Origin of the sequence: Niveispirillum sp. BGYR6 (genome assembly GCF_027568365.1) — a bacterium.
Taxonomy (GTDB): domain Bacteria; phylum Pseudomonadota; class Alphaproteobacteria; order Azospirillales; family Azospirillaceae; genus Niveispirillum.
Genome location: NZ_JANLNL010000013.1, coordinates 51,630 through 74,934, shown reverse-complemented (window position 1 = coordinate 74,934; position 23,305 = coordinate 51,630). Strand labels below are relative to the sequence as shown.

19 protein-coding genes and 2 pseudogenes are annotated in these 23,305 nt (G+C 61.5%); 2 read left to right on the top strand and 19 right to left on the bottom strand.

The window, feature by feature from the left end; all coding sequences use genetic code 11:
* Window positions 1-5 precede the first annotated feature (5 nt).
* Window positions 6-521: a hypothetical protein gene (locus tag PCJ49_RS21520; protein WP_269912765.1), complete on the top strand. Its 516-nt coding sequence runs from the start codon at window positions 6-8 to the stop codon at window positions 519-521.
* Window positions 522-801: 280 nt separating this feature from the next.
* Here the strand turns inward: PCJ49_RS21520 and PCJ49_RS21515 are convergent, their stop codons facing one another.
* The 14 genes from PCJ49_RS21515 to PCJ49_RS21450 all read right to left on the bottom strand — a co-directional run bounded on the left by PCJ49_RS21515 (window position 802) and on the right by PCJ49_RS21450 (window position 15,768).
* Entirely contained in the window at window positions 802-1,146 is a 345-nt protein-coding gene (locus PCJ49_RS21515) for a thioredoxin domain-containing protein (protein WP_269912764.1), read from the bottom strand.
* Window positions 1,147-1,220: 74 nt separating this feature from the next.
* On the bottom strand, window positions 1,221-2,174 hold the full coding sequence (locus PCJ49_RS21510; protein ID WP_269912763.1) for a hypothetical protein: 954 nt from the start codon (window positions 2,172-2,174) through the stop codon (window positions 1,221-1,223).
* Entirely contained in the window at window positions 2,171-2,497 is a 327-nt protein-coding gene (locus PCJ49_RS21505; protein WP_089288935.1) for a thioredoxin domain-containing protein, read from the bottom strand. The genes PCJ49_RS21510 and PCJ49_RS21505 overlap by 4 nt, the downstream gene beginning before the upstream one ends.
* 90 nt (window positions 2,498-2,587) lie before the next feature.
* Window positions 2,588-5,362, bottom strand: a complete 2,775-nt coding sequence (locus PCJ49_RS21500) for a TonB-dependent receptor (protein WP_269912762.1) — start codon at window positions 5,360-5,362, stop codon at window positions 2,588-2,590.
* Between the two features lie 221 nt (window positions 5,363-5,583).
* Complete coding sequence (locus PCJ49_RS21495) at window positions 5,584-7,368, bottom strand: ATP-binding cassette domain-containing protein (protein WP_269912761.1); 1,785 nt, start codon at window positions 7,366-7,368, stop codon at window positions 5,584-5,586.
* A 52-nt stretch (window positions 7,369-7,420) separates the two neighbouring features.
* Complete coding sequence (locus PCJ49_RS21490) at window positions 7,421-8,404, bottom strand: hypothetical protein (RefSeq protein WP_269912760.1); 984 nt, start codon at window positions 8,402-8,404, stop codon at window positions 7,421-7,423.
* 280 nt (window positions 8,405-8,684) lie between these two features.
* Window positions 8,685-8,912, bottom strand: a complete 228-nt coding sequence (locus PCJ49_RS21485; protein WP_269912759.1) for a DUF4880 domain-containing protein — start codon at window positions 8,910-8,912, stop codon at window positions 8,685-8,687.
* Entirely contained in the window at window positions 8,881-9,483 is a 603-nt protein-coding gene (locus tag PCJ49_RS21480) for an RNA polymerase sigma factor (protein ID WP_089288930.1), read from the bottom strand. The genes PCJ49_RS21485 and PCJ49_RS21480 overlap by 32 nt, the downstream gene beginning before the upstream one ends.
* Window positions 9,484-9,665: 182 nt before the next feature.
* On the bottom strand, window positions 9,666-10,685 hold the full coding sequence (locus PCJ49_RS21475; protein WP_269912758.1) for an AraC family transcriptional regulator: 1,020 nt from the start codon (window positions 10,683-10,685) through the stop codon (window positions 9,666-9,668).
* Window positions 10,580-11,494 (bottom strand): hypothetical protein, encoded by a 915-nt coding sequence (locus PCJ49_RS21470; RefSeq protein WP_269912757.1) that lies wholly within the window; start codon window positions 11,492-11,494, stop codon window positions 10,580-10,582. The genes PCJ49_RS21475 and PCJ49_RS21470 overlap by 106 nt, the downstream gene beginning before the upstream one ends.
* Window positions 11,491-11,826 (bottom strand): thioredoxin, encoded by a 336-nt coding sequence (gene trxA, locus PCJ49_RS21465; RefSeq protein ID WP_089288927.1) that lies wholly within the window; start codon window positions 11,824-11,826, stop codon window positions 11,491-11,493. Before trxA ends, PCJ49_RS21470 begins: the two co-directional genes overlap by 4 nt.
* Window positions 11,827-11,883: 57 nt before the next feature.
* On the bottom strand, window positions 11,884-12,873 hold the full coding sequence (gene trxB, locus PCJ49_RS21460) for a thioredoxin-disulfide reductase (RefSeq protein ID WP_269912756.1): 990 nt from the start codon (window positions 12,871-12,873) through the stop codon (window positions 11,884-11,886).
* Window positions 12,873-14,333 carry a metallopeptidase TldD-related protein gene (locus PCJ49_RS21455; protein ID WP_269912755.1) on the bottom strand — a complete coding sequence of 487 codons (1,461 nt, stop codon included), beginning with the start codon at window positions 14,331-14,333 and terminating at the stop codon, window positions 12,873-12,875. The genes trxB and PCJ49_RS21455 overlap by 1 nt, the downstream gene beginning before the upstream one ends.
* A 31-nt stretch (window positions 14,334-14,364) precedes the next feature.
* A complete protein-coding gene (locus PCJ49_RS21450; protein WP_269912754.1) occupies window positions 14,365-15,768 on the bottom strand; it encodes a metallopeptidase TldD-related protein in 1,404 nt (467 codons plus the stop codon).
* A gap of 613 nt (window positions 15,769-16,381) precedes the next feature.
* Between PCJ49_RS21450 and PCJ49_RS21445 the strand changes: the two genes are divergently transcribed.
* Window positions 16,382-18,010: an alkaline phosphatase family protein gene (locus tag PCJ49_RS21445; RefSeq protein ID WP_269912753.1), complete on the top strand. Its 1,629-nt coding sequence runs from the start codon at window positions 16,382-16,384 to the stop codon at window positions 18,008-18,010.
* 169 nt (window positions 18,011-18,179) lie between these two features.
* Here PCJ49_RS21445 and PCJ49_RS21440 read toward each other — a convergent pair.
* The 5 genes and pseudogenes from PCJ49_RS21440 to PCJ49_RS21425 all read right to left on the bottom strand — a co-directional run.
* A pseudogene (locus PCJ49_RS21440) lies at window positions 18,180-18,745 on the bottom strand (alpha-hydroxy-acid oxidizing protein); the annotation flags it as partial.
* Window positions 18,746-18,865: 120 nt separating this feature from the next.
* Window positions 18,866-18,970, bottom strand: a pseudogene (locus tag PCJ49_RS24795) (GntR family transcriptional regulator); the annotation flags it as partial.
* Between the two features lie 226 nt (window positions 18,971-19,196).
* The gene (gene dld / locus PCJ49_RS21435; RefSeq protein WP_269912752.1) at window positions 19,197-20,960 is read right to left on the bottom strand and encodes a D-lactate dehydrogenase; all 1,764 of its coding nucleotides are present in this window, start codon (window positions 20,958-20,960) and stop codon (window positions 19,197-19,199) included.
* 331 nt (window positions 20,961-21,291) lie between these two features.
* Window positions 21,292-22,362, bottom strand: a complete 1,071-nt coding sequence (locus PCJ49_RS21430; RefSeq protein ID WP_269912751.1) for an LLM class flavin-dependent oxidoreductase — start codon at window positions 22,360-22,362, stop codon at window positions 21,292-21,294.
* A gap of 47 nt (window positions 22,363-22,409) precedes the next feature.
* Window positions 22,410-23,243, bottom strand: a complete 834-nt coding sequence (locus PCJ49_RS21425) for an aldo/keto reductase (RefSeq protein WP_269912750.1) — start codon at window positions 23,241-23,243, stop codon at window positions 22,410-22,412.
* Window positions 23,244-23,305: the final 62 nt, after the last annotated feature.

Genomic DNA, 23,305 nt, shown 5'->3' with positions numbered 1-23,305 from the left:
TCGCTTTGCCGTTCGGTCTGGTGGCGAAAATCAGCTATCCGGTGCTGGCCTGGATCGGGGTGATCCTGCTGGGCTTCGGGATCGGCCCCTGGTTTCTGCCGCATGTGTCGCCCGAGGCCCGGCAGCGTCGGCTACTGCTGCTGGGCGGCATGATCGCTCTGTTCATCGGCCTGCGGCTGCTGAACATCTATGGCGACAAGCCCTGGTTCATTGTCGAGAGCGACCCGGCGCGCTCCGCGATGAGCTTCATGTCATTGACCAAATATCCGCCCTCGCTGGATTTCCTGTTGTTCACCCTGGGGGCCGGATCGCTGTTGCTGGCCTTCTTTGATCGTATCCGCGAGGCCGGCATCACCAGCGCCCTGGTGGTGTTCGGCGGTGCACCGATGTTCTTCTACATCTTTCATCTGGCCATGCTGCGTGTGCTGTACCACACGGCTTTCGCCATCTGGGGGCCAACCCAGGGTGAACCGCGCCGGGATTGTCGGCGGCAAAGCCTGGTCCGAAATCGATGCCATTAGCTTTGTAGGTGCGGTTCAGCGGGTTCTTGACCAAAGGTTCATTTCCCCCTTGGTGCCACCAATCTCCACTTCCGACAAGATCAGGTTGGCGTTCATCACGGCATAGCCGCTCACTGCTGTATCCTCGGCCAACTGGCCCGATCCGATACCGTCGGGTTTGATGGCATAAGGGAATGTGTAGTGGCGGAGACATTTCCAGGGCAAGTCCACTCACGATCTTTTACTGCCAAAAATCTCTGTGCGGTTCACCACCTCGGCGGATGTCATCTCGGTCAAGAATTCATGCACTTGGCATAAGCCGGGCCAGTACACCATCGATTTCACTTACCAGCCGGGTGCGGGTCCGCTCATGAAGTTTGATGGCCTTGCCGTCTTTCACGAGCACGAGATGGGGGATGCCTTGAACCCCATATTTTTCGGCCAACTGCGGACATTCATCGACATTGACCTTCACCACCTTCAGCTCTCCATCGTACACCGACGTCAATCCTTCGATGGTGGGAAGAAGGGCCATACAGGGCCCACACCAGGGTGCCCAGAAATCGATCAGGACTGGATGCTCGCTCTGTTCAATTTCCACATTATAAGTTTCATCCGATACTGAAATTACTTCTGAATTCATCATGATCGATCCTTCATCCTATTAGAAACAAACGGCATTCGGCAGAGTCGCTTCAACTCTCTGGCAGGGAGGCGTTTTCATGCCGCTTGGATGGAGCGAAGCACGGTGTCCATCAGGCCACGGATAACCCGTTCTTTCGCAGGGCGGGCGGCCTCTCTCACCGCCATCATCCGTTCCATCGTGCTGGTGATGTGTTCCATGGACATCACGCGCTGCGCTTCGGGCAGAAGCTCCAGCGGGTCGCCGTCGATATTCCCCGCCTCATCACGGGGCGCGATGGCCAGGGCCCGCCAGCCGATGAGCATATGCTCACGGTCGCGGCACTCCTGCTCGGTCATGTGCGCCGTTTCAAGGAACATCAGCCAGTTGAACAGAAAAGCGGCGAAGACGGTGACAAACTCACCGGCAATGGACCGCAGGGGCCAGGCGACCACCTCCAATAGCGTTGCAACACGATAGCCCCAGACGGGGGTCTCGCTGGCGTTGGCCGCCAGGGCCGCCTTGCGGACCCGGCGCCACTCGGCCGGCGCTATCGTTTCGCCGGCCAGTTCACGATCCCACAATGCTGCGATCTGGCATCCCACCGCGCGGAATTCCGCGCTGATATAGGGTGCCAAGGCAAAATCGGGCTGCAGTAACACTTCCAGGCAGTGGCGGGCAAATCGGGGCACCACCATGCCCAGGTCTGCACCGGGCTGGATGGCCTCCAGCCATTCGATCCCGAAGGCAAGTACCGGCGCTGCCCCGCCAACAGAATCCTCTGGGGCCACTGTCTTGAAAGCAGGGGCGAGGAGCGTTTCGCACAGCAGGGCCAGATCGACGGGAATGCCGGTTCGCTCCGTGAACACCGTGCGATCCTGGGTCTCCCCCAACGTGCCACTCAACGAATCCGGCGTTCCATCGCGCTTCCAGTTCAGGCTGGCATCCGGCACCAGGGTGCGCGCGGCCCAGGGGGCACGCACGCGTTCCAGCAGTCGGGCCTTCACCGCCGGATCGCCGCCAAAGGCTTGCATTCCGTCAGCACCGCTCATGGAAGAAGCTCCTCAAGTTCGGCTGCCAGATGCGTGCGGGTGCGCCCGGCGAGGCGGGCAAGCGGATTGCCGGCATTCGTCAGGTAAAGCTGCGGGATCGACTGGATATCGTACCGGGCCTTCAGGGCCGGGTTCTCATCGATATCGATCTTCACCACCTTCAAACTATCCGCATAGAGCGGTGCCAAGGCCTCAAGCGCCGGCAGAAGGGCACGGCAGGGGCCGCACCAGGGGGCCCAGAAATCGATGAGCACGGGTAGCGTGCTCTCGACGACCTCTGCCTGGAAATTGGCCTCGTCCACAGCCTTGATGATCTCGCTCATATGCTTCCCATCCCGAAAGAGGCGATGTTGAACAATGCTGATACGGGCATCACGGTGCCCGGCCACCGACGACCGGGCGCCGTCTCCCTTTTAAAAATGCTTGCGCAGGGTCAGCGTGAAGCGTTGCATACGCGGATCGCCGAAGGTGGAATATCCCGTCTGGTCCACGCCAGAGGCCACCGTCGGCGGCCGCTGATTGAAGATATTCTGGATACCCAGCTTGATTTCGGAATCCGCCAGCAAGCCTTCCTCGAACCCATAGTTCACATAGATGTCGCTGTAATTCTGGCTGCGCACCTTGGCGGCACCTTGCCAGGCTTCCGACTGCGCACAGGTAAAGGCGGTCTGGACCGACATACAGACGCGATAGCTGCCATAGATCTGCGTGTTCCAGCCGGCACCCCAGGGGCCGTTCTGCCAATCGACGCCAAGGTTGGCGCGCCATTTCAGCGGCCCTTCAAAGAAGCCGGCCCGGTCGACGGAGGCCTGCCCCGGCGCCGCCCTGGAGCTGAGTTCGAACGTGTGAGTGGCGGCGGCGTAAACGCGGAAGGAACCCAGGTCGGAATCCTTGAAATTGTAATCGGCCTTGATGTCGATGGCCTTCATCCGGGAGCTGGCGAGGTTGATTGCCGATGTATCCACCGCGGTGATCGGGCCGGGCGTGCCGGGGGCATCACCCGGCAGATTGGCACCGCGAATGATCCGCCCCGGCACCACCGCCTCATTGGCCAGGAAGAAGGAAACCGGAAGGTTCTGCACCTCGTTGGTTTTGCGGATGGAGGTCAGGTCAACCGAGGCCCGGAAACCGGATAGAAAACGCGGCGTCAGCACGACGCCTGCCGAGAAGCTCTCGGACTCTTCCGGTTGAAGGTTCGGGTTTCCACCACCCAGCACCGTCAGCGGCCCCGGAAGAAGCGCATTGCCACGGGCCGGGTCGCGCAGGTTGAGGAAAGAAATCAACGGGCCGCTCAATACCGACGGCGCCTCTGCACGGATATTGCCCAGCTTTGGCGCCAGGAAACCGTTACCCCAGCTGGCACGCACCGCAATGTCAGCGATCGGCGCATATTTGGCGCCTACCGTATAGTTGGTGGAGGACAGATCGGTCTTGACCCCCGGCTGGTCCGGGAACGGTCCTGTCGGGCTGGCGATGGGGATGGAATAGCCGGCATAGCGCGTCTGATAATTATCGTGACGCACCGAGCCCATCAGCTGGAGGTCGCGCACGAACGGCACCTCGCTGGAGGGGCTGACGATCGGCGCATTCAGTTCCAGATAGCCCGATTTGACATTCTGCCGCGCTTCGGGCGACCAAGTATAGCGAGGTGCCCCACCGACGGATGAAGAATTGATCTTGTCGTCGGTGGACTCCCAGCGCTGTTCCAGCAAGGTGGTCGCCGTCAGATCGCCACCCGGCAGCCGGATGATGGGGCCACCCAGACGCAGGGAGGCGGTGTGAAGCGTTGCCGCGTCACGCCCCGAAGAGCTGAAAATATTGAAGAGAGAGGCCGGGTCCGCAATCGGATTGGCCCTAAGATCGCTGAACACCGCCGCCTGCAGCCGCTCTTCCGCCGCATCCGACGCGGGCCCCAGCACCACATTGCTCAGGCTGCGGCCCGTGTTCCGCAGCCAGCCATATTCGACCGCCGCACTCCAGCGATAGGGCAGGCGGATGATCCCACCAACATTGACGCGCGTGTTCTCTGTCTTCTGGCTCTGCATCAGGGCATGGGGGAAATTCAGTGAGGCCAGCACATCCTGCTGGAAGGGATTGGCCGCCGCACTTTCGGGGATATACAGCGAATATTGGATCGGCGTGATGTTCTTGCTGCTGGATTCATCACGAGAGAAATCGGTGAATAGCTCGATGCTCTCGCCAAATTCGCGCCGGACATTGAGATTGTAGGTGGTGATATCGGGCCCGGTCCAGATCGGCAAATCTGCGCGATTATAGATCAGCTTGCCCGCCTGCGCCGCCAGGGCGGCCGGGTTGCCGGCATAGCCATCGGGAATGCTGGTCACGGCGGAATTGAGCGTAGCACCGCTTTTCAGCGCCAGCGCGTCCGTCGCGCAGTCAAAGCCGTCAAGCGTGGCACAGATATTCGGCCCGCCAACCAGGATGGTGGAATTCACAGGATCATTGCGAAACTGCAATTCCGCACCGCGACGGAAGAAGCTCCGGTCGCTGGCGGTCAAGGTTCTGGATTGGGAGCGGGAGACCGCGCCCATGATCCGGGTGCGGCCATCTTCCAGCGTCGTGCCGCCATTGACGGCGAAATAGCTCTGGCCGGCCGCGAAATCCAGCGCGTTATTATAACGGGCTTCGATATCCAGTCCGGAATAGTTGCGCTTCAGGATGACATTGATTACGCCGCCCGTGGCGCCACCACCATAAATCCCGCTGGCCGTGGTGGGCAGCACCTCGATCCGCTCAATCTGGGAAATCGGGATACCATTAATGTTCGGCTGGCCGAAGCTGTCCCCGGTCGGGATGCTGGGAAGCCGGCGGCCATCCACCAGCACCAGCGTTTCATCAGCCCCCAAGCCGCGCAAATCCAGGCGACCAGCGGCAGAGGTAGGCGGACCCGCCTGCGACTGGGTGGATTGCGCGGTATTCATCGGCAGCCGCGATTGCAGAAAATCCTCGACATTCTGCGCGCCACTCTGGGCCAACTCTTCCGAGCCGAAAACGACATAGGGCTGAATGTCGTCTTCACTGCGGCGGATATCCGTGTTCAAGGTCCGGCGCGCAGTCACCAGGATTTCGGCCAGACCTTCGAACTGTTCCTCCGACGCCTTTCCGGCTTTGGTGTCAGCGTGCGCTGTTTGTGCCGCAAGGGCCATTCCCAGTGCGAAAGCGCTCACGCCAAACCAAGGTTTCATACGCCAGTACCCATTCTTGATACCCATAGAGCTCCCCGTTTTCTGCAAGACAATGCGCTCCCTGATGGAAGGTAGACGCATGATCGCTGCCATTCCCTCATCGGAAATGTCACAAAACTTCATCCGGGGTGCTGATTGCGGTTTGTTTCATGTTTTCCGCCGGCGTGCGGGGGGCGCCACCAGGGGCGGCCCCCACATCCTGTTCAGGCCGTACCGTGGTGGAGCGGCTTCACCGTCGCCACGCCATTTTCGATGATCAGGCTGCGGTCATGATAAACGGCCACACTTTGCCGGTGGGCGACGGAGATGATTGCCGCCCCCGGCAGCCGTTCGACCAGAACCTTGTAAAGCTTCTCTTCCAATTGGGCGTCGAGCGCGCTGGTCGCTTCGTCGACAAAAAGAAAATCCGGTCGGGCCAGAATGGCCCGCGCTGCCGCCACGCGCTGCTGCTCCCCCGGCGACAGGATACGGCTCCACGGCTGATAGGAGTGCAGCTGCGGCGCCAGCCGTCCCAACCCGAATTCCCCCAGCAAGGCGACATAATCGTCATCGCCATGCGCCTCCGGTGCGTCCGGATAGGACATCAGGCTGGCCAGCGTGCCATCGGGCATGTAGTTGCGCTGCGGCAGGAAGGCGATCTTCGCCTTGGTCGGCACCTGCACATCGCCAGCACCGTAAGGCCAAAGGCCGGCAATACTGCGCAGCAAGGTGCTCTTCCCCGCCCCGGATTTGCCCTGAACCAGCAAGCGCTGCCCCGGCGCAATCTCCAGCCTGTCCAGGGAAACCATCGGTTCGCCATTGGGATAGGCAACCTTCAGCCCCTGAACGCCAACCCGCTCGTCGGCAATCTCCTCAACATGGATGCCGCTATCCAGCGGCATTGTCAGCAATTGATCGAACAGATGCAGACGGGCGACGGCAGACCGCAGAATGGCCAGCTCGCTATACTGCGTCACGATAGCGCTGATGCCCATATAGACGGCGGTGAACGACGCCATCACGATCTGAATATCGCCGATCTGCATCTTATCTTCGAGCACGAAGGGAATGCAGATCAGATAGGGGAACAGGAACATGAAGGTCTCAGGCAACCCGGTTACCAGCGTGATCCGCATGTTGGCGAGCGTGTAGGAGCGCCAATTGAGGATGATGAGCTGGAACGTGTTGGCCAGCCGCTTGCGTTCAATCCCGCCGGCACGGGCGAAGGCAATGGATTCGCCGTTGCCCCGGATCGACTGCATTTCCAGGCGGAACTGCGCCTCAAGCCGCTGGCGGACGACTTCCGCCCGCGTCAGCAACCGCCCGACCCAGTGGACAAGAAACGTCATCCCAATGGCCAGGGCGAAGGCCACGTAAACAAGCAGACCGGGAATGGGCTCGGTCAAACCCACCTGGTCGAAAACCAGGGGCGGGGACAGTCGCCAAAGCTCCGACGTATAGAGAAAGACGCCGAAGACGGAGGCAACGACCGACACGCCGATGATCGTCACCTTCTCGACAAAGGTGTAGACATCTTCCTGGATACGCTGTTCCGGGTAATCGATTTCGGTGCGGCGTTCCAGATGGAAAAAGCGATTGCCCGCCATCCAGCCATCCAGCAGGCGGGTCGTTAGCACCTTGCGCATCCGCATCCGCAGCGCCAGACGCGTCCAGGCGCCGATGACGTTGAGCAGCGCCAGCCCGAAGCCATAGAGAAGAATTTCCAAGACAATCCCGGAAATGACAGCCCCGTTCTTGGCGGCCAGCGCGTTGACGATGGCCGAAAATCCCAGCTGCATCTTCAACAGCACCGTCACCGTGGCGGTGCTTTGGAAGAACTGATAGGCAATCAACGGGATGCCCAGCAGCGGGTCCGCCTTGATGTACCGCCAGATCATGGCGGCGCCGTATTTTACATGCAGCCAGACCGTACCGGGGGGCACTTCGGGCGGCTTTTCCGTTATCACGGCATCTTGCGCGGATGGATCGGTCACATAGGTATCGGTCATCTGGCGTACCGTCTCAGCGTGAGTTTGAATGCTTTATGGTGACTGGCGCGCATCATGGCGAGACAGGTCTATCGGACGTCTGGCGCAGCAGGTTCAGCAGCGCGTCCATCTGTTGCAGCAAGAAGGGCAGCAGGGCTGAGCGGGCCTTCTGCTTGGCCGCATCCATCCGGGCCGCCGCCGCTGGCTGCTGGGGGGCCAGCATTGCCTGTTTGATTTCCGGGTGCCGATCCAGCAGTTCCTCATCCGACAGATCGGCATCGGGCGCCTCACTTCGGATGCGGCGCAGTTCCCGCTGTGCGGCCTGGCCTTTGGCCCAATCAATCTGATCCTGCGGGGGCAGGAACGGGGCTGCCAGCACCTGCAGGCAGGACTGCAGGAATTTCTGAGATATGACAGGTCCTTCCACCGCAATGCCGGCACAGGGCCATGCCAGAGATTCAACAAGGTCCGCCGCCGCATAGCCTGCGGGATCGCTGCTTCCTTCCGACACAAGCACAGCATTGGCACGAATGGTGCGCCATGCCTTGGACGGCACCGGCTCGCCCCGGCGCTCGCGTTCCCAAAGCTGGAGGATGTCGCGGGCAACCGACTTCACGGCGGGATCGATAGCGGCTGACAGGGGAAATTCATCCGACAGGATATGTGTCAGAAAAACGGGCAGAAAACGGGCGACGATATCGCTCACATCGGCATCGACGGCAATGGCCTCCAGCCATTCCAACCCGAATGACCATATCCGCTCATCGGCGGACATGGTGAAGCCGCGCGGTGCCGTCTCATCATCCTGAAAGGTGATCCCGGTATTGACCAGCATCTCACACAGCAAGGCCAGCTCCAGCGGCAGGCCGGTGCGGGCCACGAACAGGGCCGGATCTTGCGTCTGGGCAATGGTACCCGCCAGCGAAGCGACCCCCGCACCGTTTGACCATTTCAGATAGATCAAGGGGATGATCTGCCGCGCGTCCCAAGCCTGACGGACACGGTTCAGCGTCTCAGCCTTCAGGGCTGGATCACCAAGAAACGCTCTAAGGGACACTGCGGCCTCTCCTTCGCAAATCACCGGGGGCGTCGCGCGAACAGCCATTCCCCCCGAAACCGGATACACAGATTGCCTTCCAACCGATGGTGCGAAGGCCCTAAGAGGGGAGACGCGCGGCCGCAGCACTTTCCCCATCCAATTCCGTGGTTTTCAGGGGAACCAATGGAAGCCCGCCTGAAACAACAGCGATTGTCATAGGCTGGATTTAAGGAAAGGGGCGATGGCGGTACCCGCCCATCCCGGTGCACACCATTACGGGAACCGTCAAAAAAACGGCCTATTCCTGATCCGGATCGGTGAAGAAATCCCGGCCGAGCGCCTGTGCCTTTGCCATTTGCAGCGATACGGCCCAGGCCCTGGCAAAGGCACCTTGGCGGCGAATATCCGCCGCCAGCCACGCGTCCAGCTCGCTGTCTTCCTCAGCGGAAAGCGGGCGCGCCTCCAGGCGGGCAACCCACAGGGCGGCTACATCGTCAATCCGGGCACTGCTTTCGCGGTCTTCCATCTGCGCCAATGTTTTTTTCATCACCTCTATTAGACGCACAGGGTGACGATATTCCGGAAAGCGCGATTGTGTCCATAAACAGGCGGATGCCCTTGGCCATGTTTTTTTCCACCGAGCTTTCAGAAATATTGAGCCGTTGTGCCGTGTCGCGCTGGCTCAGCCCCTCAATGCGCCGAAGGATGAAAACGGCGGCAACCTGCTTGGGAAAGCCGGCGACAATGTCGCCGATCCGTCGGAGTTCATCACGGTCGCAAACGGTGCTCTCCGGTGAGGCATCTTCACATTCGAAGCGCGAAAGTTCGGTATCGTCCACCGCCCGGATGGAGACGACCTGCGCGCGGCGCAGATGCGTGCAGATGATGGAATGGGCTGTCTGCAGAAAATAGGCGCGCGGGTTGCGCACGCCTTCCACGCTATCCATGGAGGCAAGCCGCGCATAGGCTTCCTGCACGATATCGTCGATCTCCAGTTCTGCGACACGACGACGGGCCAGCCAGGCCCGCAGACAGGGTTCATGCGGCAGGATATGCTGCGCCAGCCACAATGCCCGTTCGTTTCCGACGCGTGCCATCTCTCAATCACCCAGCGTAGACAAAGGCCAACCCAGCCGGCAGACGCACCTGCCGGGTTGGCCAATGCGGAAGAAATCGGCGGCGGAGGCGTTGCGCGCCCGGACTGCCGGCCATGCCTGGTTCCGTGCCATCCCATCCGACTGTTTCGATTGTTGGCGCGTTTCGTGTGTCACAGCGCCTCTCAATGCGGGAGATAGGTACGGCGCCCCTGCCGCATCGCCTTGGCAGAGACGCCAAAGCGGGCACGGAACAGGTGCGCGAAATGGGACAGGCTGGCAAAGCCAACGCCGTAGGCAATTTCCGAGACGCGATCATTGGTGCTCATAAGCTGGTACTGGGCCGTCACCAGTCTGATCTCGTTCAGAAAGGCGTTGAAGCTGGTGCCATGGGCGGCACAGGTCTTGTAAATCGTCCGGACCGAGCATTTCAGGCTGGCAGCGGCGTCATGCGCCGAAAGCCCCGGTGTATCGAGGTTGCGCATCAGGAATTCGAGGATTTGTCCGAAGCGTCCCTGCCAGCGCGGTACGGCTTTATCGGCATCGACGCAGGCGGTCAGGGCTGTGCGCATCAGGTCGGCGACCATCGTCAGCCCCTGGGTGGCGAATGCCGGAACGCTGGTCGGCAGGTCGAAGAGAGCGCCGGCTAAGCTGGCGATGATCGGGGCGGCAAAATAATCCTTGCCGATATGGAGGTCGGGCAGGATGGAGAACCCGTCAAGAAGGCGTCCCATGGCCCACCAGGCGGGCAGGGTAATGATCAGGGCATCGAGATCGTCTGTCCCTTCCAGCGTCATCGGCCGCCAGGCACAGACGGTAAAGATATCTCCCGGCATCAGCGTGCGGCTGTGGCCGGTCTGAACCACGCTGAGCTGGCCGGCGCGCAGAAAGATGATATGCGCACAGAATCCCGGCCCATCGAATGCCTTCGCCCCTTCCAGGGAAAAGGCGAAGGCATCGCTGGTCAGATGATGGATTGTCGCGATGTCGCGCTGCACACTGTCAACGTGCCAAGCCGTTGCGCCGCGCAATCCGTAGAGCGGATTGGCGGCGAAGACGGAAGCAATCTGCGCGCGGATCGTTGCCATCAGACCCTTTGTCAGGTGAGAGAGTGCACCGGCTGCACCCCGGACAGGGACGCATTGGGGGACCGGAAAGCAGCGGTGGCGAGGTCGAGAACCTGTTGCTGAATGGCGGCGCGCCATGCGGCCATCTTGGCGTTTGAACGGGTGCGCCGCGCCATCGACCGCTGCTTGAGCGCGTGGCGCGCCGGGTCTGCCGCCCAAAGACGTTCAACCTCGGCCAGGAATTCCTCAACGCCGATGCTGTCGAGCGACTGCTTTTCAGACAGGGCTTCCATCGCCTCTTCGTTGATCTTGTTCATCTCTGTCTGAAAGGTTTCATTCTCCGCGTCGGAGAAGCAATCCTCGTCAGAGGCGTCGGCTTCGATATTGATCGCCGCCGACCAGGCCGTGATCACGTCATGGGCCGCACCGGGGGCCTGTTCCAGATCCCAGGCCAGCGACATCACCAGATCGACCGCCCGGTCAGCACTCGTATCTTCACTGTGTGCCGTCGCCAGGGCGGTGCGCGCCGCGCGCCAGGCCTTCTTGTCGACAGGCTGGTCAATCGACCGGGTCACCAAGGCGATGACCCCTTCGCACGCGGCCCGCAGCGGCCCCGGCTTGATGATGTTGGCACGGCCATAAACCGGATCGTTCCAGGCCAGCAGCAGGCTCTGCCGCGCCAACGCCCCGGTTTCCGCCCCAACGGGGATGGCGTTGAGCAGGCTTTCATAAAAGCCGGCGGCATCTTCTGCTTCCCCGAAGGCGCCCAGTGCGGGCAACAGCCGCGCCAGGGCCGGGTGCAGGCAATATTCATCGGACAGGGTCGAGATATCGCCTTCCACCGATGCGCGGGTCAGCCACGCCTGATAGATCGGCCCTTTGCCGCGAATATCGGCGATCAGGGCGGTGCGCTTGGCCGCGTCACCAAAGGCCCGATACGTGCTCATTCCCCGGCCCCCGCAAAGGGTTCCAGCACGGTGGCCAGCTTGCCGCGCGACACCATGCCCTGAAAACGTTCCACCGGCTGACCATCCTTGATGATGATGAAGGTCGGCACGCCTTGGACGTCATATTTCTGGGCCAAAGCCGGCTCCTGATCGACATCCACCTTGACGAAGGCGATCTCCCCGTCAAATTCGCGGGCCGCATCTTCCAGCGCCGGGGCCGACGCCTTGCAGGGGCCACACCAGACGGCGTGGAAATCGACCAGAACCGGAATGGGCGATTGCAAGACTTCCGCCGCGAAGGCTTCAGTCGTGACATCCTTGAGCTTGGACATGGGGGCGTTCCATTGTGGCGGCGCCGGTTTGGCCGGTGCCGATATTGTGGATATCCGTCAGGCGGAAACGGTTTCAACCAGAACCGCCTTGGCAGCCTGATCGATGAGATAGCGTTCGGCTTCCAGGGCCGCCATGCAGCCCATGCCGGCCGAGACCACGGCTTGGCGGAAATGCTTGTCCTGCACGTCGCCGGCGGCGAAGACGCCGGGCACGCTGGTGGCCGTAGAACCCGGCGTCACCAGGATATAGCCATCCGGGTCCATGGCCAGTTGATCCTTGAACAGGCTGGTCGCCGGATCATGACCGATGGCGACGAACAGCCCGTCAATGGTCAGGGTGGATTGTTCGCCGGTCAGCGGGTGGTTGAGCTGCACGCCTGTGACCTTGCTGCCATTGCCCAGCACCTCCGCCACCTCGGCATTCCAGATCACCTTGATCTTGGGATGGGCGAACAGCCGGGCCTGGTTGGTCTTGTCGGCGCGTAGGCTGTCACGGCGATGGATCAGATAGACCGCGCTGGCGAAATTGGCCAGATGCAGCGCATCCTCCACCGCCGTATTGCCGCCGCCGACCACCGCGCAGACGCGTCCCCGGAAGAAAAAGCCGTCGCAGGTGGCGCAGGCCGACACGCCTTGCCCGCGATAGCGGGTTTCGCTTTCCAGGCCCAGCCAGCGCGCATTGGCCCCAGTGGCGATGATCAGGCTGTCGGCCGTATAGCGGTCGCCCATATCGCCGGTGGCCACAAAGGGCCGCTGCGTCAGATCGACATCGACGATATAGTCGGCGATGATCTCCGCCCCGACATGCCTTGCATGGTTGCCCATGCGCAACATCAGGTCCGGGCCCTGCACGCTGGCATCACCCGGCCAATTCTCGACCTCGGTGGTGATGGTCAGCTGACCGCCGGGCTGCGGCCCTTCGATCAGCACAGGGTTCAGGGCGCTGCGGGAGGCATAGATCGCCGCCGTGTAACCGGCAGGGCCCGATCCGATGATCAGCAGCTTGCTGTGCTTCGGAGCCGTCTTGGTCTGTGTGGCTCGCATCATCAGGCTCCCGCACCACCGACAACAACCTTGTCCATACGGATCGTCGGCTGGCCCACACAGACCGGCACGGTCTGGCCGGCCTTGCCGCAGAAGCCGATCCCCAGCTCCAGGTCATTGCCGATCATGGCAATATGTTTCAGCGCTTCATTGCCGACGCCGATCAGCGTCGCACCCTCAATCGGCGCGGTCACCTTGCCATCCTCAATCAGGAAGGCCTTCTCGGCAGAGAAGTTGAACTGTCCTGAGGTGATATCGACCGTTCCGCCACTGAATTCCACGGCATAGATGCCGTTCTTGACCGAGGCGATGATCTCTTCCGGATCGTAGGGGCCGCGTTCCAAAAACGTGTTTGTCATGCGGGTCATGGGCAGGTCGGCATAGGATTGCCGGCGGCCATTGCCCGTCATTTTGTCCTTCATGATCCGGGCGCTGGTCTTGTCCTGCATCAGGCCGACCAGACGGCCATCCTCGATCAGCAGCGTGCGCTGTCCGGCGACACCCTCATCATCGACATTCAGCGAACCGCGCGCATCCGGCACGGTCGCATCGTCATAGACATTGACGCCGGGGGCGGCGATGCGCTGCCCCATCATGCCGTTGAACACGGATTCCCGCTTACGGTGGAAATCGCCTTCCAGCCCGTGGCCCACCGCTTCATGCAGCAGCACGCCGGGGAAGCCATTGCCCAGCACCACCGTCATTTCCCCGGCGGGCGACGGAATGGCCTCCAGGTTCGTCAACGCGATGGAGGTTGCCTTGCGGACCATCTTCTCCAGCCGGGCCTCATTGAATTCGCCCAGGGTGAAACGGCCGCCATCCCCGGCCGAGCCGGCGGCACGGCGGGTATTCCCCTCCGCCACGACAGAAAGATTGACGCGCACCTGCGGGCGGATATCGCCGGCCAGGGTGCCATCGGTGGCGCCGACCAGGATCGTTGCATCCTCGACGGCCAGTTGGGCATTGACCTCGGTGATACGCGGATCGACCGCACGCGCCAGATCATCCAGTCTGCGCAGCAGCGCGACCTTCTGGATCGTATCAATGCCGCCAGCGGCTTCCAGCGTCGAATAGGCCTGGGAATCCTGGCTCAGCCCTTTGATTTCCACGCCCCGGCCGGTCTCGCCAGCGTCCTGACCATGGGACTGCATGGCGCGGGCGGCGGCGGTCACGGCATCGATGGCCTTGCCGCTGATATCGCTGGAATAGGCGAAAGCCGTATTTTCGCCGGTAACGGTGCGGGCACCGATGCCCTGCGAGATGCCAAAGGCGGCACGGGCCACCTTGCCGCGTTCCAACGACCAAGTATCGCGCGTCGTCATCTCAAAATACAGGTCGCCATAATCGGCGCCCCGCCCCCAAAGGTTGGCGAGGCCGTTTTGCAGCTTGTTGATGTCAAGATCGTTGGCCGCAAGAAGCTGCGTTTGCGCGCGCGCCAGACGATCGGCAGCGGTGAGAGACATTTGCATCAATTCCTTCGTCTTGACGGCACGATCACCGGCCGGCGATCTGCATGTCGGGAAGCAGGATCGAACCGGCCCGGATGGCACCCTCGCGGTAAATATCGGCACCAACCGCGACAATCGCCTTGAACATGTCCTGAAGATTGCCGGCGACGGTGAAGCCGTGGACGGCCTGCACCACCTGGCCATTTTCCACCCAGAAGCCGGCGGCGGCGCGGGAATAGACCCCGGTGGCAGGGTTGGAACCGCCGCCCATGAAGCGGGTCAGCCACAGGCCGGTGCCCATCTTGCGCAGCATGGCAGTCAGATCGTCGGTGGGGGCGGTCAGGCCGCTGATCAGCGCAAGGTTGCGCATACCGCCGGCATTGCCGGTGGAGGGGCGGCCCAGCTTGCGCCCCATGCGGGTATCGAGAAACAGCCCCTTCACCACGCCGTCGCGGATGATATCGCGGCGCGTGCCGGCCACCCCCTCACTGTCAAAGGCGGCACTGGCCAGACCGAACGGCTCGAACGGGTCTTCCGTAACGCTGAGATGTGTGGCCGTCAGCACCTGCCCCATGGCGTCGGGCAGGAAGGTCATGCGCTGATACTGCGCGCCACCGCTCAACTGCCCGCACATTTCCCGCACCAGACTGGCGGCGACGGTGGCATCGATGAGGACGGGCGCGCGGCGCGTCGTCAGACCCTCCGCCCCCAGCATGTCCAGGGCCCGCTTGGCGGCGAGTTTACCGACCAGCTCGCCACTCTCCAGCTCCTCAATCCGGCGCACACTGGATCCCCAGTGGCCCTGCTTCATCTCATCGCCACGCTGGGCGATGGTCTGGCACCAGCGGTGCTGCATGGAACTGCTGCCGGTCCGGCAGAAGCCCTGGCTGGTGGCCAGGGCAAAGCGGGCGTCCTGGCTGGCCGCCCCCGCTTCCGACACCCGCACTTTGTCGGCGGTGGCGGTTGCCTTCACCGCCGCCTCAATGGCCATGGCGGCTTCCGTCAGCTCAACGGCATTATGGCAGGACGGGGCGAACAGCGGCACCGAGGGGCTGTCCCAGGCCAGGGTCTCACGATCCGCCAGCCCTGCCTCTTCATCGGGTTCAAGCTGACGGGCCATGCTGATGGCCTGTTCAACCACGCGGTCAATGGCATTGCGGCTCAGCGACTCTGTCGAGGCCATGCCGGTGCGCCCCTCCAGGAACACCGTGATCTGAAGGCTTTGATTGCCATCGCGGACAGCGTTTTCAACCTCGCCATTGGCGACGCTGATGCTGATCCCGCCCCCTTCATTGACACGCGCAATGGCCCCCCCGGCCCCCAGCGCGGTGCTGCGCTCCACCGCGTAGGTCACGGCCTTGGCAAGATCAGCCTCGCTCTGCAGCAGATAGCCATCAGCCCCATCGCGGGGGCCGCCCTCAACGGGCCGGGAAAGGGTGCCAATGCTCATGTGAGCTCCTTCATGAATTCCGACGGCATTTGCCGGAGCCGGGGCGCAAAAGCGGCCCAGGCTCACCGGGCGGCCACACTCTGGATCATAAGCTGGGCATGAAGGGGAGTTTGCGTGTCACGTCACTGCTTGTTGTCTGACAGTGCATAGGCGGGGGCACGACCGCCGACAGAAATGCTTTGACCCTGCCGGGCTATTCCCGACCAGCCATCTTTCTGTCGGTCAAGGCGGATGAAATCCGCCTCGGACGCCAACCAGAAGCGCAAAGACGACCATAAGAGCCCGTCCGGAAAGTTTCACGCGATCTCAACGTCTTACACGTCTTATCTTTAAACGCTCCCGTCACCCATGCTGCGGCCGGGGTCCAGAATCACAAGCGTTTTGCTCTACGAACTGGACCCCGGCCTTCGCCGGGGTGACGGGATTAAGACATTAACATGTTGAGAAAGAAGGAAAACTTTTCAGACGGCTATAAGAGAAGCCAGCGCACAGTAATATGATTTGACTCTACATAAGCGTGTATATAAATTTGGAAAAATCAATTTAAAGGTGCTTTTCCGGGGTCGGATCAGCGAAGGCGTGTCAAAACACTCAGCAAAGGAGTTTTGCATCAATGAGCCGCGTCTTGCCGCAAATCGAACATGTTGTTTTTCTGATGCTGGAAAACCGTTCCTTCGACAACCTGCTGGGCTGGCTGTATGAAGGGGAGGATCGTCCCAAGCACATCATCGCCTCGCCCAAGCAAAAGGACGAGCCGTTTCATGGGCTGGAACATAATAAATATTTCAATCTGCGTCCCGGTGATCCTCCTTCCCTGCATTATGTCCGGTACGGGGCGAGCCATTACAACTCACCCAGCACCGATCCCCATGAACCCCACCAGCACGTCACCGTTCAATTGTTCGACCTGCCGCATGATTACCAGGGGCAGCCCAAACATGGGGAACCCGCGACCATGGGCGGGTTCCTGAACGATTATTATTATTCCCATATCGGCCATCTGGCCCCCGCCTGTGACGAGCCCGACCCGGTCGGCAGCTTGGCCAGGGCCTTGAGCAAAAAGATGACGCCAGAGCTGTCATTGGAGATTATGGATGCCTTTACGCCGCAGCAATTACCGGTGATCAATGGGCTGGCCAAGGCCTATGCCGTTTCCGACCAATGGTTCAGTTCAGTGCCGACCCAGACCATGGCGAACCGGGCCTATTCCATCTGCGGATCGTCACTGGCAAAACTGAACGGTGAGTTGGTCGAGCTGGTGGACAATCATGGTCTGCTGTTTGGCGTGGTGCCGGGAAAATATCATGCGAAATCGATCTGGGAGACATTGCATGAACATGGGCACAGAGACACCAAAGATTGGATGATTTATTATCAGACGAAGGAAATGAATGGTTTCTGCCTGACCAGAAATGCATTCAAGATTCCCGATGCGGACAAACATGTTACCCATATTGACGAGTTCTTCCGCGCCGTTGAACGGGATGAATTGCCGTCTTTTTCATATCTGGAACCGAACTGGTACAACGTGTTGCCACCTTACCAGAACGGCAATTCCTATCACCCGCCATCGAATGTGCTGCCGGGCGAAGTGTTCCTGAAGGAGCTGTATGACGCCCTGACCCGCAACACCAAACTGTGGCAGAAGACGCTGCTGATCATCACCTTTGACGAACATGGCGGCACTTATGACCATTTCCCCCCGCCCTGGGGAGCAATCCCGCCTTGGGGCACCGGCCGGGCACCCCATAAATGTGAGCAGGATTTTGGCTTTGACCGCTTCGGGGTTCGGGTGCCGACCCTGCTGATTTCGCCTTGGATTGATGAGGCGACGGTGTTCCGGTCCACCACCGATGTGCCGTATGATCATACATCCCTGATCGCCACTATCCTGAAATGGAAAGGGATTCCCAAGGATAAATGGGACATGGGGGAGCGGGTCTACCACGCCCCAACCTTCGAAGGGGTGCTCACCCGCGCCACGCCGCGCCGCGATCTGCCGAAAATCGAGGTGTCGGAAGATGAATGGGCGCATCTTGCCGCGTTGGAGGCAAGTACCCATTGCCCTGTAACGCCAATGCAGCTGAAATTTTTGCCCTTCGTGCTGCGCCATCTCTGCGATGACACCCTGGACGAAGCCGGTCTTCTCCAGGCCCTGGCGGATATCCTGAAAGACGCGGAATGTGCGGCTGACCTGAATGCCAGGGTTAAGGATTTCGGCGCCCGTTACGGCAAAGTGTGAGGCCCTGTCCCGGTGATCGGCAGTGATCGCCGGGACCCTTTGAATCTGTTCAGCCGGCGGTTCTGGCGGCATTGCAGCGCCTTCAGCACGAAGGCTGCCAGAACCCCATGCCCGCCCCGCCGATACGGGTGGAAATCTGGGCAAAGGGCATCAACCCCACGCTGCGTAATCAGGCGGCGGTCACCGCCTTCACCAGACTGTCGGCTGAAATCTCGGCGATGGAGCGGGCACCGGTCAGCGTCATCGCCACCTGCATTTCCTTGGCGAACAGATCCAGCAGGTTTTCGACACCGGCGGCACCGGCCGCCGCCAGCGCGTAAACAAAGGCACGGCCGATCATGACGCCATCAGCACCTTGTGCCAGCATCCGCACCACATCGAGCCCGGATTGGAAACCACAATGCCGTCAGCACCGAAGCGAACGGCGTCGCGGGCACCGTCGGGGTCCAGAATGCCCTTGATGATCATCGGGCCTTTCCAGAAGTCACGAATCCATTCCAGATCCTGCCAGCCGATGGAAGGGTCAAAATTCTGGCCGCGCCACCCGACATAGTCGGCCAGATTGGTCTTCTGCTGCCGATAGGCGGAAACATTGCCCAGATCATGCGGCCGGCCCAGCAGCCCGACATCAATCGCCCAGGCGGGATGCATCACCGCCTGAACCATGCGCCGCAAGGGGGCATTGGGGCCCGACATGCCGGAATGGGCATCGCGGTAGCGGCTGCCGGGCACCGGGCGGATTTCCATGACATCCTGCCAATAGCCGCCCTCTGCCTGGGCAAGCGGCTGCCGGGGTTGCATCGCCTGTTCCAAGGCTCGTTCGGCACTGCCGGGGGCGACGGAATTCCCGCCGCCCCGGCGGCTGGCGATCAGGCCGAGGCTGATCAGTTGCTGCATCGCCTCCCGCAGCCATGAGCGGGATACGCCCAGCTCCGCCCCCAGCGTCCGTTCTGGCGGCAATCACGGCCTTGATCTGATCTGTCAATGGGGACATGGATGCTTTTCTTGATATTGGTCATACCAAAACCAGGAGAACTTGCAATATCCTTCACGTATCTAGCCAAATACCGCCGATTCTTCGCAATGGGTTGATATTTGGTGGGACCAATTTTGTTTAGGGTGGCATTCCTTATATTCTGCCACCATGATCAAAATAGCCCAAGGCAGAGGCAGCAACACCCCGCCCTCAAAAGGCCGTGTTCGCCCCTTGATCTGCCCAATGGGCGGCCTTGCTTGTCTGCCCGATGCCGGGGTTAAGGCAGTTGCAAGGATCCAGCGCCTTGTAGAACGCCCGCAGGGCGGGCTTTGCCTGATAGAGATGCCCGACATTGTGCTCTGCGGGGTATTCGGCCCGCCGGGCATCCAGCAATGTCCACATCTGATGTTCAATGGCCAACGGATCACATCCCGGTGCCACAATATAATCCTGGTGAAAGACGTGGCAGAGGAAATGCCCGTAATAGAGTTTGACCGGCAGCAGCCGATCCAGCTCGGCGGGCAATTGTTCTACCCAGTCCGGATCATTTCGGCGCAGCGCCACATCCAGCGCCACCAGGCCCCCCGTGCTGCTGGCATGGACAGCGCAGTAACGTATGGCCGCCCCGGCGGCGGCAAAGCGATGCAGAAAGGCCTTCGCCCCTTCTTCTGCCGTGCATTCGAAATACGCACCCTCGGCCGACTGGAAAAATTCCTTCAGGAAGGCCGCTGTTTCCGCGATGCCGGGGCCGGCCACTTTCAAGATCAGATGATGTTCGTACCGGTCGCGGAATTCGGCCATCCGCCGGGGCAGATGCGGGGGAAACAGCTGGCTGATCGCCTGCAGCACCCGGTCACTGAGATGGGCGGGCAGGAAACCCAGCCGGTCGGCCAGGGCATCGAAACGGCTTTTCAGGCCGAACAGGAGTGGCATCCGCGCGGTGCCGAAATGATTGATGGCCAGGAAAGTATCCTTGCCATACCGTTCCGCGATGTCATAGGCATCGCGGTGCATATATTCACCTGCCACCGGCATATGCTTGAAAGCGGAGAGAATGTGGCGGCGGATGCCGGTCAGCGTTTGGGGCTGGTTGCTGCCAATATAGAAAACCCTGGTTTCCGGTTCGGCCGGAAACGTATCCAGCCGCACGGCGAACATCAGCAACTTGCCGGCGCAACCCGCCACTTCCCGCAATCGCGACGGATCGGCATTGAAACGGGCCGGGCTGTCGGCATCAATATCGCGCACATGGTCCTTGTAGAAGCGGTCTGACGCGGCCCCGGCATCGGGATCAATATCGGACGGCGCATAGGCACCCGCCTCCAGCCGGGCCAGCATCTGTTCCGGATCATCGGGCAGCGTCACCCCCAGATGATTGACCAGCCGCAGCACCCCATCCGCCCCGACCTGACCGAACAGCGACAGTTCGGTATAGGCCGGACCACGCTGAACCAGGGAACCGCCGGAATTATTGGCAATACCGCCAAAGACCGAAGCGCCGATGCAGGAAGAGCCGATGACGGAATGGGGTTCACGCCCCAGGGGTTTCAGCAGCTTCTCCAACTGGTCCAATGTCGTGCCCGGCAGGCAGATGACCTGCCGGCCGTCCTGGATCAACTGCACCTTCCGCAGGCGCAGGCAATTGATCAGAATAATGTCGCGGTCATAATCATCGCCGTCAGGGGTGGAGCCGCCTGTCAGGCCGGTATTGGCCGCCTGCATGATGATAATCTTGCCGGCGGCCACGGCGGCCTGGGCGACCCGCCATTGCTCCACCAGACTGCCGGGCCGGACAACAGCCAGCACCCGCCCCCCACCGAACCGATAGCCCATGCGGTAACGCCGGGTGGCGGCATCATCGGTCAGCACATGCCGGCGCCCGACAATGCCCCGCAGCAGCGCCAGGAAAGCGCCAGCATCGGGTGAGGCGGGCAGGAGGGATGACGTCTTGTTGGTCGATGGCGCCAGTGACATCAGGTTTCTCCATGCCGCGTTGCTATAAGCGAAAGCTATGCAGTTGCGAAATCAGCGTTCAACCGGCAAATACGCCAAAGAAGCCGGCAAACCTATCCAGGTGCTATATCGCTTTCCATTGATATTCATCAGGCCTTTGCAGCCCATGCAGCATACGGCCCAAGGATAACATCCTTCGGCCGTCCGGCAACCGAATGAACTCTGATCTCTGTCAGTAAAGGATCAGGACGTGAAGTCGATGCGCAACATCGCCGCACGCGGGACGCTGTAGGCACGGATCGTCATCTTCTGGCGGTGGCCCCGGTGAGACATTCTCACCGGGGCCGGACAGTCAACCGGCCTGCTGCCACTGGCGTAAGGCTGGCAGCACGTGGCGGCCGAACAGGTCGCATTCGGCCGCGTGCGGATAACCGGACAGCACAAAGGCTTCCAGCCCCAGCGCGTGATAGGCTTTCAGCTTGGCCAGCACCTGATCGGGGTCGCCGACAATGGCCGCCCCACAGCCCGAGCGGGCGCGGCCGATACCGGTCCAGAGATTTTCCTCGATATAGCCATCCTGCTGGCTGGCGGCCTCGCGCAACTCCGCCTGGCGGCGCACACCGTAAGACTGGGCGTCCAGCGACTTGGCCCGGATGGCCGCCCCGGTATCCGCATCCAGCTTGGAGAGCAGCCGGTCGGCGGCGGCGCGGGCCTCCGCCTCGGTTTCCCGCACCACCACATGCACGCGATAGCCGAACCGCAAGGTCCGGCCGTGCTGGCTGGCACGCGCCCGCAAATCGCTGATGATGCCGGCGATGCCGTCCAGCGTGTCGGGCCACATCAGATAGACATCGGCCGCCTTGGCCGCGGCCTCCCGCGCCTCCGTCGACAGGCCGCCGAAATAAAGCGGCGGGCAGCGGCCGGAAACGGTGCGGACGCGGGGCGGCTCCAGCGTCAGCTTATAGAATTCCCCCTGATGATCCAGCGGCTGGCCATTCAGCAGCGTGCGCAGGATGTTCATCACCTCCACCGTGCGGTCATAGCGGGGGCCGGCCGGCAGGCTCTCCCCCGGCAGGTCGCTGGAGATGATGTTGACGGTCAGCCGCCCGCCCAGCATCTGGTCGAGCGTGGCCACCTGCCGGGCGATCTGCGGCGGCCAGAACTCCCCGCAGCGGATGGCCAGCAGCAGCTTGATCTGTTTCAGCAAGGGCGCGATGCCGCCGGCAAAGGCGACATTGTCGATGCCAAGCTGATAGCCGGACGGCAGCAGCAGATTATCATAGCCCAGCTTGTCCGCCGTCTGGGCGATGGTGCGGCAATGGTCGAAGCTGGATTGCAGGGACGGGTCGGGCTGACCCAGGAACTCAAAATCATCGTCGCACAGGGCGGAGAACCAGGCGACTTCAAGCGGGCGGCTGGACATGCGGGCGGACCTTTCGCAAAGGGTGCGTATCGGGCGGTCGGGCTGGATCAGGGCAACGGCCCGCCCATGGCCGCCTGCAGCACGGCGTACCAGTCGGCATCGGTGAACTGCACCTTGAAGGCGTCCGTGGCCTCCCGAATGCGGGCCGGGGTCTGGCTGCCGATCAGCGGAATGGGCCGCGACGGGTGGGCCAAAATCCAGGCATAGGCAACCGCCGACCGGCCCACGCCATTGGCGGCGGCGATCCGGTCCAGTTCGGCGATGACGGCCAGGGTGCGCGCGTCATCCGTCGCACCCAGCAGGCGGCCACCGGCCAGCGGCGACCAGGCCAGTACGGCCAGATCGCGTTCCATCGCCTGATCCAGCACCCCGTCAAACAGGATATCCACGGCGCGGGGGGAGAATTCCGGCTGGATGGACACCAGCTTGAACGGCAGATGCGCCTGCAGCGCCGCCACCTGGGCCGGGCTGTGGTTGGAAACACCGGCGGCCTTGATCTTGCCGTCCTGGCGCAGCTTGTCCAGCGCAGCCGCCACTTCCGCCGGGTGGGCCAGCAGGTCGGGGCGATGCACCTGATAAAGGTCGATCACATCCGTTTGCAGCCTAGCCAGCGAGGCCTCTGCCGCGCGGATCAGGTAATCACCGCGCGAGATATAGGGGATGCCGGGGATGATGCCGCCCTTGGTGGCCAGCACGATCTTGTCACGCAGCCCCGGCGTGGTCTTCAGCACCTGACCGAACAGGGCCTCTGCCGCGCCAAAGGTTTCCAGATTATCCGGGCCATAGACATCGGCGGTGTCGAATAAAGTAATGCCGCTTTCCAATGCCGCTACAGCAAGATCGCGCGCAGAGTCAATATTCGTTCCACGAAAGCGCCACATTCCCCAGCCAAATGGAGAAATGGACGGTGCATTTTCAATAATGGGGCGATATTCTTGATGGA

Excerpts from the sequence above, each read along its gene's own strand:
- PCJ49_RS21455 (WP_269912755.1), bottom strand. The coding sequence starts at position 14,333 with ATGTCTCTCACCGCTGCCGATCGTCTGGCGCGCGCGCAAACGCAGCTT.
- dld (WP_269912752.1), bottom strand. The coding sequence starts at position 20,960 with ATGTCACTGGCGCCATCGACCAACAAGACGTCATCCCTCCTGCCCGCC.
- PCJ49_RS21425 (WP_269912750.1), bottom strand. The coding sequence starts at position 23,243 with ATGTGGCGCTTTCGTGGAACGAATATTGACTCTGCGCGCGATCTTGCT.
- PCJ49_RS21515 (WP_269912764.1), bottom strand. The coding sequence starts at position 1,146 with ATGATGAATTCAGAAGTAATTTCAGTATCGGATGAAACTTATAATGTG.
- PCJ49_RS21505 (WP_089288935.1), bottom strand. The coding sequence starts at position 2,497 with ATGAGCGAGATCATCAAGGCTGTGGACGAGGCCAATTTCCAGGCAGAG.
- PCJ49_RS21485 (WP_269912759.1), bottom strand. The coding sequence starts at position 8,912 with ATGGAAGACCGCGAAAGCAGTGCCCGGATTGACGATGTAGCCGCCCTG.
- PCJ49_RS21450 (WP_269912754.1), bottom strand. The coding sequence starts at position 15,768 with ATGAGCATTGGCACCCTTTCCCGGCCCGTTGAGGGCGGCCCCCGCGAT.
- PCJ49_RS21470 (WP_269912757.1), bottom strand. The coding sequence starts at position 11,494 with ATGAGCACGTATCGGGCCTTTGGTGACGCGGCCAAGCGCACCGCCCTG.
- PCJ49_RS21480 (WP_089288930.1), bottom strand. The coding sequence starts at position 9,483 with ATGGCACGCGTCGGAAACGAACGGGCATTGTGGCTGGCGCAGCATATC.
- PCJ49_RS21510 (WP_269912763.1), bottom strand. The coding sequence starts at position 2,174 with ATGAGCGGTGCTGACGGAATGCAAGCCTTTGGCGGCGATCCGGCGGTG.
- PCJ49_RS21430 (WP_269912751.1), bottom strand. The coding sequence starts at position 22,362 with ATGTCCAGCCGCCCGCTTGAAGTCGCCTGGTTCTCCGCCCTGTGCGAC.
- PCJ49_RS21495 (WP_269912761.1), bottom strand. The coding sequence starts at position 7,368 with ATGACCGATACCTATGTGACCGATCCATCCGCGCAAGATGCCGTGATA.
- trxA (WP_089288927.1), bottom strand. The coding sequence starts at position 11,826 with ATGTCCAAGCTCAAGGATGTCACGACTGAAGCCTTCGCGGCGGAAGTC.
- PCJ49_RS21475 (WP_269912758.1), bottom strand. The coding sequence starts at position 10,685 with ATGGCGCGCCGCCATTCAGCAACAGGTTCTCGACCTCGCCACCGCTGC.
- trxB (WP_269912756.1), bottom strand. The coding sequence starts at position 12,873 with ATGATGCGAGCCACACAGACCAAGACGGCTCCGAAGCACAGCAAGCTG.
- PCJ49_RS21445 (WP_269912753.1), top strand. The coding sequence starts at position 16,382 with ATGAGCCGCGTCTTGCCGCAAATCGAACATGTTGTTTTTCTGATGCTG.